The sequence below is a fragment of the Paenibacillus vandeheii genome, assembly GCF_030433635.1.
Lineage (GTDB): Bacteria > Bacillota > Bacilli > Paenibacillales > Paenibacillaceae > Paenibacillus > Paenibacillus vandeheii.
In genome coordinates this window covers 168,546-182,764 of sequence record NZ_JAROCD010000001.1, presented here as the reverse complement: position 1 = coordinate 182,764, position 14,219 = coordinate 168,546, and the positions used below count along the sequence as shown (strand labels likewise).

Below are 14,219 nucleotides of genomic sequence, written 5' to 3'. Positions count from 1 at the left end.
AAGGTTTTACTTGAAGTATGAGGAGCAGAAGCAGATGAACCCTACGTATACACCTGGGCAAATTTCCACTAGGCTGGAGGTCAGTACGACAACACTTCGACGCTATGAAAAGGAAAACCTGATTCCCGACGTTCCACGAACCCTAAGCAATCACAGGTACTACACCCCTGTTCATCTTCAGGCGTTCGTTGCCATTCGTTCATTATTGAAAGGATACGAGATTCCTATGGTATATGAGGTCATGAGACAAGTAAACCAGGGTGATACAATTGATGCTCTCTGGCTGATGAACCACCAGCTATACAACAGCCAACTGGAGAAGCAGCGAATGGAAGACATATGGAAGATGGTACAACAAGTGGATTTTGCAGACGATTCAAAGGTTAGATCTACGGAGGCCATAACGATTGGTAAAGCGGCTGATATTGCCGGGGTCAACACTTCTGCGATCAGACATTGGGAAAAAGAAGGCTTAATTGACTCGGAAAGAGATCCTCTCAACGGATACCGAATGTATGCCCGAGCTGAATTAAGAAAGATATTAGTCATTAGCAGCTTAAGAAAATCAGTCTACTACATTGAGCATATGAAAGAATTATTAAATACCGTCGGCACGCAGGATTACACACAGATTAATAAAGCCTTCCAGCTCGCCCTACAGAAGCTTAACAGTCAACTGGCCTTGCAATTTGCAGGAGTGAAGGAACTTATGAGTTATATCAGAAAGCATAGGGGTAACTTATGGTTAGTTGAGCATGGAAGTTTCACTAAAAAAAGCCCGACTCATATTCGAGAAATTCTCGACATGGGCCGGGCTCCTTCCTTTATTTCCACGTTCTACACATATTAATTCACAAGGTAGAAATGGCTTTGTTTTTCTCAAAGAACCTTGCATTATGGGACGATACCCCTGCCATATCCGAAGCGGTAGGTTCCAGGTACAACTTCGCACTGTTTACCGCGAGTACGGCATCGTTGAAGGCACCCGCGATCAGACGAACCTTACTGCCATAGGTGATGAAATCACCGGCTCCGAATATACCTGGCTGACTCGTGCACATTCGCGGATCAACCGAGATACCGTAATCTTCACGTTCGAGTCCCCAGTGGACCAGGTTACCAAAATCACGATCGTATCCATGACTGACTACCACCTCATCCACTTCAATTGGCATGATTTCCCCGTTGTCTACATGTACGAGGTCAACACGGCCTATTTTATCTCCTGAACCATATAAGCGAGAGATGCTGTAAGGGGTCAAGACTTGGGCAAAAGCTTTCATCTGGGCAACCGGCAGCTCATGTGCCGTAAATTCATGTCGTCTGTGAACCACAATGACTTCCCGCGCCAATCCCTCCATTTCATTCGCCCAATCTATCGCGGAATCCCCGCCTCCAGAGATCAGCACACGCTTATCCTTGAATCTCGACAGATCGGTAATGGTATAGTGAAGATTCGTCAGCTCATACCGATTGGCACCCTGGATATCCAGCTTTTGAACCTGCGTCATGCCTCTACCTGCACATAATAAGATAGTCCGTGTATAATGACGCTCACCCGTCTTCGAAATAAGCACGAATATATCGTCCTCACCTCGTTCCAACTGCGCAATTTCCTGGCCGAACACAATTGTTGGGTCGAAGGTTCTTGCCTGTCTTTCCAGAGAATCAATCAATTTCTCACAACGAACCGGATCAACCCCGCCCACATCCCAGACCAGCTTCTCCGGGTACGTACGCATAAATCCACCCAATTCCTCTTTGGCTTCAATAATTTTGGTACGCATTGCTCTCATCCCGCTGTAAAATGCAGCATACATTCCCGCAGGTCCACCACCAACGATCGTTATATCGTAAATATCCAATGGCTGCTTCGCTCCAGTATTCATCTAGGGCACCAACTTTCCAACGACATAATCCAATAACTTGGCCGATCCGATAGGGCCTACACCAGTTACAAAATCACTCGTTTTCAGCGGAAAGACATGATTGTCTTTGACCGCATTCAGACTTGCCCATACTTTGCTTTCTTTCAGATTATCCATAGATTCTTTCGTATCATAGCCTTTCAGTGTTCTGTCTTCTAGAAAAATATAATCCGGATTCATTTCAGGCAAAAATTCCAGGGAAAACTGGCTAAACCAGTCTGTAGAGTCTTTGATTACTTCTGGACTGTTTAGACCCAAAATATCATAGAAAAAGACACTGCTGCTTCCTCCTTTGGGGCCCATGAAACGATATCGATTGTGCTCCACTCGAAGGACCAGTACAGTTTTGTCGCCGATGGCCTGAGCAATTTTCTCCTGTGCCTGCTTCGCCTTCTCATCAAATTCTGCCAGCACTTTGACAGATTCCTCTGTTTTGTCAAATAGGGTAGCCAGCTTCGGCATCGCTTGCTTCATTTCACTGTTGGATTCCAGAGCCACCGTTGGAGCAATTTTGGTCAATTCGTCATATGCTCCCTTATCCATACCTTCGCCTACGGTAATAATCATATCCGGTGACAACGCAAGCAATTGTTCATAATTATATTGATATTGTTCCGCTTCAATCATTTGCACGCCATGTTCTTCAAAATAAGAAGCACGATATTCCGGTTCAACCTCCGGAACGAATATAACCATTTGCGGTATTACACCCATCTCAATCAGATACTCGGCATAGATCGAATCGAAGACAAGCATATTCTGGGGATGTGCAGGAATCGTCACTTCACCGAACTGATCCCGAACAACCTTCGTTTCATTATTCCCTCTATCTTCAGTTGAAGCTCCTGCTTCCTTATTGGAAGTACCGGAACAGGCGGAAAGCACCAAACTTAGCACCAACAGCACCATTCCAAAACTCTTAAACCTTCGTGACATGATCTACTCGCCCCTTATGTAATATTGATAATGATTATTATTATCAAATACTAGCAAATAGGAAGAGATCCTTCCATAGGTGATGGTGCGTATTCAGTTGGATTATTGTGCTCTATCAGGTATGGGTGACCAGGCTATTCACCATTTCGTTCAAAATCATTTTATGCCCGATCATTCCGCGGCCATCCACCCAAAGGCAGGTATCAATGTGATACACCCTGTTGTTTTTTACAGCCTTCAGGTCATTCCACTGGGAGCTCTCCACTAACTTCTTCATATTATCTTCAGCACTAAAGTGCTGCATGACCCGTTTCTCAAGAAACAGGTAATCGGGATTGGCTTTGGTCAACAAGTCGAGCGAACAAGGATTAAACCACGCTTCCCCTGCTTGCAGCGGCTGTGGCAGAGCTAATTGGAGCTGTTTATACAGTAAATGGGATACCCCATGAGAGTGAGCACCCAAATATCGATAACCAAAGGGTTCTACCCTCAGCATCATCACAGTGGAGGAAGATTGGACAAGATGTTGCAGTTGTCGCTGTGCTGTGTTCACTTCCAATTGCAGCTGCAAATGAAGTTTATGAGCTGTATCCTCACGGTGAAACAGCCCGGCCAATTGATGGAGCAGTGTCTCCACATCGTTATTCAGACCAGTAATGATAGATGCCATTGTACGCAGTCTTTGCTTGATCTCTTCTGTCCAAACGTTTCCTATAATCCATTCTGGCTGAACTTGCCGAATTAGTTCCACATCCAGCTCATATTGCGGGACTTCCAACATCTTCACCTGATGCAATTCAAATAGTTCACGTTGATGTTCAGGCAAAAGCAAGGGAGTCACCACAACGGCATGTGGAATAATCCCCAAGTGAATCAACACTTCCGCACAAAGCGGGGAAAGACATACGATGTTACGCCGGGGCAACGTTGGTGTATAATTTCTCGGGGAAACGCCTGTTAACTGTTTGAAACGACGGCTGAAATAATGAGCATCCTCGAATCCGGTCTTCTTGGCAATGTCCTGAGATGTCGCCGTTGTTAACAACAGCTCCTCTTGGGCACGATAGATCCGGTAATGAGCCAGGTAATCCAGAGGCGGCTTTCCATAACGCTCACTGAATTTGCGGGAATAATGCCAGGGACTGATGCCTGCGATCTCAGCCAATTGCTTTCGTGTGATGACCTGTTCATAATGCTGCTGCATGTAATCCACTGAGCGGAGAATACCTTGTTCCACGGTCGACTCCTCTTCCGACTGCTCACGATATACATGTTGCAGCAATTCATACACCAGATGCTGATTTCCAACCCGGATTGCATTCCAATCAGGAGAACCGTGTTCACTCCATTGCTGACTGAGAATCGCCAGCGTACCACCGGTTAATTGTACTTTTTGATACGTGTCTCCTGACGGTACATGCCATTCATATTTCTCCACTTCACCTCGCTCAGGAAACATCGCGTATGTATCAAACTGAATTTGCCATCCGGCTAAATCCAGATTGCCACCCTCAATCACTTCAATCACCGAGTTTTCTTCCACAGCAATTAACTCTCCATAAGATACCTGGACCCTGTGACTATTAATATTCCAGATGGCTTTCCCGTCGAGGATGAGCAGCAGGGCATGAGTTGAAAAGTGATGCAGCTTGCCCGCAGTCATCCATTGGTCTGTCAGTGGCTTGGTTGACTTCCATTGTGCCACCCAATCTATGTTGTTGGACATATTGTAATCCTTTCTTAATGGGTATAGGATTCGTTCCATTCCCTTCATAGTATAATGGAATGCAATTCACCCTAGTGAGTCTAATCTCAAATCGGATATACCCCATTTTGAATTACCTTGCAAAACGAATGAGATTCACCTCACACGGAAATTCTACCTATGGAGTTCATAAAGTTGATGAAATTACATTGATTCTATTGTTTCAGCAAGGTTATATAAACAATAAAATCTATGATCCAAGGGAGCTGGTCCATTGCAACATTACAGACATAGTGTGGAGGAGACGCTTCAGGATGTACATAGTTCCCCGAAGGGACTCACCACCTCCGAAGCTGCAAAGAGACTTGAGACGGAAGGCTATAACGAGTTAAAAGGAAAAGCTGCAACCCCCATCTGGAAGCTATTTATTGAAAATTTTAAAGATCCCATGGTTATCGTGCTTCTCATTGCAGCGGCTGTCCAGATTGTACTCGGACACCTGATTGAATCGCTGATTATCTTTCTCGTCATTCTGTTAAATGCCGTCATTAGTGTCGTACAGACCAAAAAAGCCGAAAGCTCGCTTGATGCACTGCGGCAAATGTCTGCACCCGAAGCCAAAGTCATTCGTGACGGGCAGAAACAAACGATTCCCGCGCGGGAACTCGTTCCCGGCGATATTGTCTTGCTGGATGCAGGGGATTATGTCCCTGCAGATGGACGCATATTGGAATCAGGAAGTCTCCGAATCAATGAAGGCATGCTCACCGGAGAATCCGAAGCAGCGGAAAAACATGCGCATGCCATTCCCGAAGAAGCACCGATCGGGGACCGTCGCAACATGGCATTTAGTGGTTCACTGGTCGTGTATGGTCGTGGCATGCTCGTTATTACAGGCACCGCACTGAAAACGGAAATCGGCAAAATCGCTGAATTAATTGAAAATGCCGAAGCCAAAGAAACACCGTTACAACGCAAATTGGAATCGTTCAGCAAGAAACTTGGATTCTTTATCCTGGGCCTATCGATTATCATTTTTGCTATTGAAGCAGGTCGTGTCTGGTTAACAGAAGGTACGGAAAATATCGGCCCATCCATTGTGAATGCGTTAATGTTTGCTGTTGCTGTAGCTGTGGCAGCTATACCTGAAGCCCTTTCATCCATTGTAACGATTGTATTATCTCTCGGAACGAATAAAATGGCCAAGCAGCACGCCATTATCAGACGTCTTCCTGCCGTGGAAGCACTGGGATCTGCCAGTATTATCTGTACCGACAAAACAGGGACCCTTACCCAAAACAAGATGACCGTGGTGGACTATTACATTCCCCATGGCACCAAAGACGAATTTCCGGATGATCCCAAACAGTGGTCTGAAGAGGAACGACGCTTGTTACATATTGCAGTACTCTGCAATGATTCGAATATTAACCAGGAAGGCAAGGAACTTGGTGACCCAACCGAGGTGGCACTCATTGCCTTCAGTAACCGGGTGAATAAGGATTACAATGAAATCCGTGACCAGTTTCCACGTGAAGCGGAGCTTCCTTTTGACTCGGATCGAAAACTGATGAGTACGGTGCACACGTTTGAGGGACAGACTGCTTTGCTGACCAAAGGGGGCCCTGACGTCCTGTTCAGTCGCTGTAGTCATGTTTTCATAAACGGAGAAGTTCAGCCATTGACCCCTGAGATTCGCACGCAATTTGAAGAGAAAAACGAAGCGTTCTCCAAACGCGCCTTCCGTGTTCTGGCTTACGCCTACAAAAAGTTTGATGACAAAGATCAGGTTACGGTAGAGGACGAACATGATCTAACACTTGTTGGTCTGACCGCCATGATTGATCCGCCGCGTGAAGCGGTATATGGTTCCATCGAAGAGTCCAAGAAGGCGGGCATTCGTACCATTATGATTACCGGCGATCATAAAACAACAGCCCAAGCGATCGGTATGGATATCGGACTTGCAGGCCCTAACGACCTGGCCCTTACCGGAGCAGAGCTGGACAAACTGTCGGATGAAGAACTCGATCAGCAGCTCGAACATATTTCGGTATATGCACGCGTATCTCCTGAAAATAAAATCCGCATCGTGCGTGCGTGGCAGCGCAAGGGCAAGATTGCAGCGATGACTGGAGACGGTGTCAACGACGCACCCGCATTGAAACAGGCCGACATCGGCGTAGCAATGGGCAGCGGAACGGATGTCGCGAAAGATGCGGCAGCCATGATTCTCACGGATGATAACTTTGTGTCCATCGTGAATGCAGTCAGTGTGGGGCGTATGGTATTTGATAATATCAAAAAAGCCATTGCGTACCTGTTTGCGGGAAACCTCGGAGCGATTATCGCCATTTTGTTTGCACTTGTGGTCGGTTGGGTGAACCCTTTTACAGCCCTCCAGCTGCTCTTCATCAATCTGGTGAATGACTCCCTGCCTGCCATTGCACTCGGTACCGAAAAAGCTGAACCGGATGTCATGCGACGTAAACCGCGGGATATTAACGAAGGCATTTTTGCTGGCGGAACGTTACAGGCCGTCATTACTCGCGGTGTCCTGATCGGGATAGCGGTCATCGTGTCCCAATATATCGGACTTGGGATCTCGGAGGAAATAAGTGTGGCCATGGCCTTTACAACCTTGATTCTGGCACGGAGTTTGCAAACTTTTGCAGCCCGCTCCAACACACAGACGATTTTCCAGGTCGGCTTCACCACCAATAAATTAGTTCTTGGTTCCATCCTGGTTTGTCTCTGCCTTTACGCAATCACGCTGATCCCGGGTGTTCGCGGTATCTTTGCCATTCCGACTGCGTTTGGCTGGAATGAGTTCCTGGTCGCAGGAGGACTCGCTCTCGCTGCGGTGCTTCTGATGGATGTTATTAAATGGATTCGCAATCGTGGGAAACAAGCTACCGCTTCATAAGAAAAATAGTTCAGCATACCAAGACAGGCGTCCCTTGAAAAGGCGTCTGTTTTTGGGCTATCGCTTGAAATATATGGGTTAAAATCATTTTCACACATATCACGATCCTAGTGTTATGTACAATATAAGCTGATATTATTTTTATGACATTATTGCCATATGAATTGATTAGGCGTAAAATATAATATTGAATTTCAATAAATATCGAATGAATAGACAGGAATGGTCACGTGAAAGATAAAATTGTAATGCCTCTCTGGACTTGCTGCCTGTTCATCGTTGTGATGAATACCACCATGTTTAACGTCTCTTTACCCGTTATTATTCATGATCTTCAGATTACTTCTGACCTGGGGTCCTGGGTCATCTCAAGCTACTCCATTGGTTATGCCTTATCGACGGTGATTTACAGTCGTTTGTCTGACCGTATTCCGGTACGAAAACTGCTGACGGTTGGATTGCTGATCCTGGGCTTATCTTCATTGTTCGGATTATTTGCGCATAGCTTTGCCATCCTTCTGCTGACACGTATTCTGCAATCTGCGGGGGCAGGAGTCATGGCTGGGCTTGGGCTTGTCATCGCAAGCCGTTACATCCCGCTGGAGCGCCGCGGAGCTGCCATCGCACTAATATCTTCAGGCAGTGCCATGGCATTTGGGCTTGGCCCCATTGTGGGTGGACTCATTAGTGAGTACTGGGGCTGGAATGGACTTTTCGCCATTACGGTGCTTGTCCTGCTGGCACTGCCCGTACTGCTCTATTTTCTCCCGCGTGAGACGGCCAAGCCGGAAAATCCATTTGATATGATCGGTGCAGCACTAACCGTGATTAATGCAACCACCCTTCTGGTTGCCATCACCCAGCAGTCATGGCTATGGTTGGCCATCGGTGTCCTTTCAATTGTTGTGCACATCGTGTATATTCGCAGGGCGAGCCTGCCCTTTGTGAATCCACATGTATTCCGAACACCCGGGTTTACCCGGCTATTGATCATCGGCTTCTGCGTTCTGGTCGTGAATCTGGGTAATCTGTTCCTGATGCCGCTAGTGCTCGCTGACCTGTTTGGACGCTCGTCGCTAGCTATTGGTTTGCTGATTGCTCCTGGAGCCATCGTGTCGGCATTCTGTACCCGTTTCGTAGGTCGCTGGATCGATCGTTACGGCAATATGCGTTTTCTGATGATCGGGCACATTTTGCTTGCCGCAGTGCTTGCTCTGTTTATGCTGGGGCTGAATCAGTCAGCCTTGATTATCACCGGAGGTTATCTCTTCTTCTCCCCAGCTCTCTCCGCCTCGATTGCTTCGCTGAATAACGAGGCATCTCGGATGCTGCCCAAAGCGCACATCGGCTCCGGCATGGGCTTGTTACAGCTGATCCAGTTTTTTGGCGGTTCGGTATCCGTGGCTGTCTGCGGGTTGCTGCTTCACGGCATTCCGGGCGTTCCGGTAGAGGATGCCTATCATGTTGTATATGGATGTCTGCTCATGATCTGTCTGGTCTCGCTTGTGATCGTCGTCTGGCATAACAAAGCTGCACGATCGATTTCTACGGTTACGATGTCCGAGACTAGATAGGCTGCAAGTTAGAATGTGAGCTACGTCGTTCAATAAAGTACGTAAACATTTGTTTGAAGAGTCAAAGGCCCGCGCATGGCGCGTGCCTTTTGTCGTTTTACCCCCGTTGTTTAAGCGGTGAAGGTGAATCACTCTACTTCATTACTCGATCTGGCTTTCATACAGGCTATGAATGCATTGAAATTAGCAGCGATCTCTCGTACATTTTCCTCAAGCAGTTGCTGGACTTCCTCCAGCGTCTCCGATTCACTTTCGGCATCTTCACGCACCATCGCCTCTTCATGATCCATAACCAGTACAGCAGGAGATTCCGAACTCTTTCGATAATCCAATAAGTAGTTATTGCCGCTGCTGACACTCCAGGCAAATGGAATAATCCGACGTGGATCGGGATTCACAGCGTCTACCAGATTGATATTATTCGCGATGAACTGATCATCGAGAGCAGAGAAACGAATTTCCCAATCGATTACATCACCATTCTCAATCACATCAAATGCTTTATCGCCGGCCTCCCGTTGAAACTCCAGATACTCGTGCGGAAATACGATACCATAATACTTCTGAATGTTCTCCATCTGCATATTACTCATGTGCTCCCTCCCAAGCAGTCTTTGTCACAACACGTTATTTCCCAGCCCATGCTGCCTTCCAGGCTTCTTCCACCGCTACAGGGGCTTTGCTGCTTCTCTCACCGTCGCCCTTCTCTGTCCAAAGCGGTGGATAATACGCAAATACTTGTCCTGTCTGAAGCTGTGCTAAGTCGTTCTGCCAACCCTTCCAGCGAAAGGTCTGATAGTACTGCTCCAGATCACCATTAGCCAACCAGTTGATGAAGCCCGAATAAGCCAGTTCAGTCGATTCCCATTCCAGCGTGTCAGGGGCAAAATAGTATACATGTCCTGTACGGCCATACTTACCCATATCCATTCCGAAAAATCCACCCGCCGTATCGTAAGCGACGACCAGCATGCCTTCCAGTGCTGGTACACTAGGCTTGTCAGCCACACCATTCCAACTGGTCAGACTCCCGAAGGTTTGGTCACCTCCCGATCCAAGCAACGTAATCCAGCCATCATCCAGCACGATGCCCGCTGTCTCATAGGCAACGGCTCCCAAATAGGATTTAGTGCTTACTTGGAGGCGATAGAGCGCATCCTCTCCGACCTCTCGCTGTGCAGGAATATAGGTGTATTTATTTTGTCCATGGTCCAACAGTTCCTTGAGTTCCTCCCAAGCATGATTCTCCCGATCCACTAATTCGTTTGCGGATAATTTAGGCATGATTCCTCGCCCCTCTCAATCTACTTTAAATTCAAACGCCGTAACTGCCCCATAGGCTCACACTCTTCCCTTTATGTTTCAAGCTTCAGTTCCTTAATCATTCGTTCTCGATCCAATCCCAGATGAATGGCCTGACTCCCCGTTCTGGAATTCTATGAGCATCTTACGCCTTATTTCACCATTCAAATCTGCTATAATCGAGTTTCATAGCTAATTATTAAGGAGGAAACACTTTGCTTCGTACAGTCTCACCATACGTTCTGGCCCTGATTCTGATACTGCTCGCAACAGGTTGTCAGGATGAGGACTCTTCAATGCCTTCACCAGATTCTGTCCAAACACCCGCCACCAAAGAAATGTATTACATAGCACCCGATGGAAATGACCAGAATAGAGGAACCATTCAAGCTCCCTGGAAAACGTTGCAGCATGCAGCCGACCATGTTCCCCCCGGAAGCAACGTTTATTTGAGGGAAGGTGTCTATCACCAAAAGGTCAAAATCACTCGAAGCGGTAATTCCTCCGGCAATCCAACCCTATTTTCCAGCTATCCACAGGAGAAGGTTATCCTTGATGGAGAAGGTCTGTCGGTACGCGGGATAGAAGGTTTGATTGAAATCGAAAATGCCAGTTATATTACGATTCAAAATGTTAAAATCCGCAACTTTACAACCTCTCTTCGGGGACAAGTACCTACTGGCATATATGTTCACGGGGCAGGCGAACACATTCAACTCCTGGGCAACACCATTCATTCCATTGTAAATGATGCTAAACCTTCAGGGCCGGATTTACAAGGTAGAGACGCCCATGGAATTGCGATTTATGGGACGGAGCATCCCCAAGCATTGCGGGACATCATGATCAAGGATAATGAATTGTATGATCTCGTGCTAGGCTCAAGTGAGTCTCTCGCAGTCAACGGGAATGTGGATACGTTTGCCATACTCGACAATACGATCCATGATACCGACAACATCGGCATTGATCTGATTGGGTATGAAGGAACTTCGGAGGACGACACTTACGATCAGGCGCGAAACGGGATTATACGGGGAAACGAGGTCTATAATATCTCTTCCAATCTTAATCCGTCTTATGGAACCAACCTCCCCAATGACAGCAATTCTGCCGGGGGAATCTATGTAGATGGAGGCAAAAATCATCTCATCGACCACAATCGGGTGTACCGCAACGATATCGGGATTGAGATCGCTTCGGAGCATGCCGGACGGTCGACAAGCCACATTACACTGCAGGATAACCTGATTTATCATAACAGGCTGACCGGGATAGCCATGGGAGGTTATGATGAGGAACGTGGCTCTACCGAGGACAGTACGATTATGTACAATACGTTAGTTGATAACGACCTGCTGGATGCAGGCAATGGGCAGCTATTCCTGCAAGCCCAGACGAAGAACAATACGTTCAAGCGGAACATTCTCGTATCAAGCAGCTCTGACGTGCTCATTTACAATGAATATACCAGTAACTCGGGGAATGTGTTTGATCATAATATGTACTACTCCCCTGTTCCACAAGAAGAGGCGCTGTGGGTCTGGAAAAACACGGAGTATTCCGGCTTCACCTCTTACATGGAGGGATCCGGAAATGACGCACATTCATTGTATGTAAACCCCGAATTTATGGATGAGGCCAACGAAGACTTCACTCTCCAAGCCAATTCACCTGCCAAGGGATATGGATTTATGAATGAGTAGCCGGGTAATGCCGGTGAAGTGATTCTACGATTCGGTGTCAAAAATGGCAAGCCGAAAAAACGCTCAGCCACGATTGTGGTTGAGCGTTTTTTCGTATTTGGGCTTTGGTCTGAAGGCTTAACAATGCAAATTATTATTCCGCGTCGTCGGTTATTTTTCAATCAGTTTCCGCAAGCCATGATTCGGTCATTCGATTGATCGACCACATTCATTAACTTTGTGTCCCGTGGACATATTACGGATTTCCGTGGCTACCACCCCGAATCCTGCCATGAAGGGTTGGGTCGCTGCGCCCTGCTTCTGACGACGCATGTGTCACCCGATTTCTTCCTCCAGTTTTGGAGGCATACAGCGCCTTGTCCGCTTTTTGGAACAGGGACTGATGCGTGTCTTCCTTCGCAACGGTAGCTGCACCGATACTTACCGTGATGTTATACTCGCCCCAATCAGCGGAAGCGACTTGTGAACGATATTGCTCTGCTGTAAGCATCGCCTGCTCCTGCTCACAATCCGCAAGAATAATGACAAATTCCTCTCCGCCATAACGTGCCACCACATCCGTGCTCCGTGATAACGATTGCAGCAGGCCCGCCAGATTGCCGAGCACCAAATCCCCGATCGGATGCCCGTACGTATCATTAATGTTTTTGAAATGATCAATATCAACGACCAGTAGGGAAAAACAACGTTGGGAGTCCCGGAAAAATGCCAGACTTTCAACCATTTTGTCCTGGAAATATCTGCGGTTCCTGAGCCCGGTAAGCAGATCGGTAGAGGCCATCGTCTCCAGCTGATCATTCACTTTGATTAATGCCTGCTGTTTTACCTTGTACTCCTCATGCAATCGCTCAAGCTCCTTATTCGCCTCATGCGTAGCTTGATATAATTCCTGCAGCTTTGTTTTGGTCTGCAATATATCCTTCTCATGCTCGATTCGCTTGCGCATGATCACCACGACACATTCAATTATGCTTTCTCCGTTGCGAGTCTGGCGAACCCCGTTCAGAAGAACCGGAACATCCTGCTGATCGCTGGTGCGAAAGGAGAAGTACATCTCATCCACATGACCATATAGCTGAATGTATGGATAAAAATACGTGTGAAAAAACAACTTGTTGGTCACCGACATCGTCGACTCAATATGCTTCCCCAACAACTCGGTGCGTTCATATTTCAGCATGCCCAGCATGGTTTGATTAATGGATTGAATGATGCCCGAGTCAGAGATGGAGAAGTATCCGCAAGGTGCCAGATCTAATTGTAGGTCCATGGAATAATTGCACTTTCCTCTCCCTTTTACTTTACACGCTCTGCAAATAGTCTTTAATGAAACGACTTGTTTCTTCTGGCTGACTCAAATGAGGATAATGTCCCTTCGCCGTCATCTGTTGAAGTCTGCTGTTCTTCAGATGGGCATGCAAGTAATTCCCCACTTCAACTGGAGCGATGCTATCGTCTGAGCATTGGAGAATCAACGTGGGTACAGAAGCCCGCTCCAGTTCATCCCGACAATCCGAGAAAAACGTCACCTCGGCAAATTGTCTGGCAATATGCGGGTCCCTTGAACAAAAGCTCTTTTCCAACTCAACTGTCAGCTCTTTCCGTTCGGGATTCTGCATCACGATCGGAGCAAGATAACTCGCCCAACCAATAAAGTTCATCTGCATCATCTCCAGCAGCTCATCTATGTCGCGTCGGTCGAAACCGCCATAATAATTCGGAAGATCATTGACGTAACGGGGAGAAGGCCCCAGCATTACAATACGTCTAAAATATTTGGATGCCTGAATGGATGCAAGCATGCCAATCATGCTGCTTACAGAGTGCCCGACAAATACGACGTCTCTCAGATTGAGCGTTTCCATAATCTCCAGCACATCCTGCGCGTATCCTTGCAGACTGCTGTACTTGCCAGCATCATAATAGTCAATTTGAGATTGACCCGAGCCTACGTAATCAAACAACACAACACGGTAGTTATCCATAAAACTCGGAACAATATAGCGCCACATATCCTGATCACATCCAAATCCATGAGCAAACACAATGGTTTGCCCGCCGGTACCAAGTACCTTTACATTGTTGCGTACTAGGACGTCAACTGTCATTCCAATCACCTCTCTGAGGTAGTACCCTCTTGCT

General features: G+C 47.0%; 12 protein-coding genes. 5 read left to right on the top strand and 7 right to left on the bottom strand.

Going from position 1 to position 14,219, the window contains the following annotated elements; translation table 11 throughout:
* Positions 1-34: 34 nt before the first annotated feature.
* Positions 35-850 (top strand): MerR family DNA-binding transcriptional regulator, encoded by an 816-nt coding sequence (locus P5G61_RS00770; RefSeq protein WP_363325720.1) that lies wholly within the window; start codon positions 35-37, stop codon positions 848-850.
* Position 851: 1 nt separating this feature from the next.
* Here the strand turns inward: P5G61_RS00770 and P5G61_RS00765 are convergent, their stop codons facing one another.
* The 3 genes from P5G61_RS00765 to P5G61_RS00755 form a co-directional block, all read right to left on the bottom strand.
* On the bottom strand, positions 852-1,889 hold the full coding sequence (locus P5G61_RS00765) for an NAD(P)/FAD-dependent oxidoreductase (protein ID WP_301243414.1): 1,038 nt from the start codon (positions 1,887-1,889) through the stop codon (positions 852-854).
* On the bottom strand, positions 1,890-2,864 hold the full coding sequence (locus tag P5G61_RS00760) for an ABC transporter substrate-binding protein (protein ID WP_301243412.1): 975 nt from the start codon (positions 2,862-2,864) through the stop codon (positions 1,890-1,892).
* A gap of 115 nt (positions 2,865-2,979) precedes the next feature.
* Positions 2,980-4,590 carry a helix-turn-helix domain-containing protein gene (locus P5G61_RS00755; RefSeq protein WP_301243410.1) on the bottom strand — a complete coding sequence of 537 codons (1,611 nt, stop codon included), beginning with the start codon at positions 4,588-4,590 and terminating at the stop codon, positions 2,980-2,982.
* A gap of 253 nt (positions 4,591-4,843) precedes the next feature.
* On the opposite strand from P5G61_RS00755, the gene P5G61_RS00750 reads away from it, so the two are divergent.
* Both P5G61_RS00750 and P5G61_RS00745 read left to right on the top strand, forming a co-directional pair.
* Complete coding sequence (locus P5G61_RS00750) at positions 4,844-7,495, top strand: cation-translocating P-type ATPase (protein ID WP_301243408.1); 2,652 nt, start codon at positions 4,844-4,846, stop codon at positions 7,493-7,495.
* Positions 7,496-7,725: 230 nt separating this feature from the next.
* On the top strand, positions 7,726-9,069 hold the full coding sequence (locus tag P5G61_RS00745) for an MFS transporter (protein ID WP_301243406.1): 1,344 nt from the start codon (positions 7,726-7,728) through the stop codon (positions 9,067-9,069).
* Between the two features lie 128 nt (positions 9,070-9,197).
* Here the strand turns inward: P5G61_RS00745 and P5G61_RS00740 are convergent, their stop codons facing one another.
* Both P5G61_RS00740 and P5G61_RS00735 read right to left on the bottom strand, forming a co-directional pair.
* Entirely contained in the window at positions 9,198-9,662 is a 465-nt protein-coding gene (locus P5G61_RS00740; RefSeq protein ID WP_301243404.1) for an SMI1/KNR4 family protein, read from the bottom strand.
* 34 nt (positions 9,663-9,696) lie between these two features.
* Positions 9,697-10,353 (bottom strand): DUF2625 domain-containing protein, encoded by a 657-nt coding sequence (locus P5G61_RS00735; RefSeq protein WP_301243402.1) that lies wholly within the window; start codon positions 10,351-10,353, stop codon positions 9,697-9,699.
* 233 nt (positions 10,354-10,586) lie between these two features.
* Here P5G61_RS00735 and P5G61_RS00730 point away from each other — a divergent pair, with 233 nt between their 5' ends.
* Both P5G61_RS00730 and P5G61_RS00725 read left to right on the top strand, forming a co-directional pair.
* Positions 10,587-12,077, top strand: coding sequence for a right-handed parallel beta-helix repeat-containing protein (locus P5G61_RS00730; RefSeq protein WP_301243400.1), 1,491 nt, complete (start codon positions 10,587-10,589; stop codon positions 12,075-12,077).
* Positions 12,078-12,095: 18 nt separating this feature from the next.
* Entirely contained in the window at positions 12,096-12,275 is a 180-nt protein-coding gene (locus tag P5G61_RS00725) for a hypothetical protein (RefSeq protein ID WP_301243398.1), read from the top strand.
* Between the two features lie 37 nt (positions 12,276-12,312).
* Here the strand turns inward: P5G61_RS00725 and P5G61_RS00720 are convergent, their stop codons facing one another.
* Positions 12,313-13,347 carry a sensor domain-containing diguanylate cyclase gene (locus P5G61_RS00720; protein ID WP_301243396.1) on the bottom strand — a complete coding sequence of 345 codons (1,035 nt, stop codon included), beginning with the start codon at positions 13,345-13,347 and terminating at the stop codon, positions 12,313-12,315.
* A gap of 31 nt (positions 13,348-13,378) precedes the next feature.
* A complete protein-coding gene (locus P5G61_RS00715) occupies positions 13,379-14,185 on the bottom strand; it encodes an alpha/beta fold hydrolase (protein ID WP_301243394.1) in 807 nt (268 codons plus the stop codon).
* Positions 14,186-14,219 lie beyond the last annotated feature (34 nt).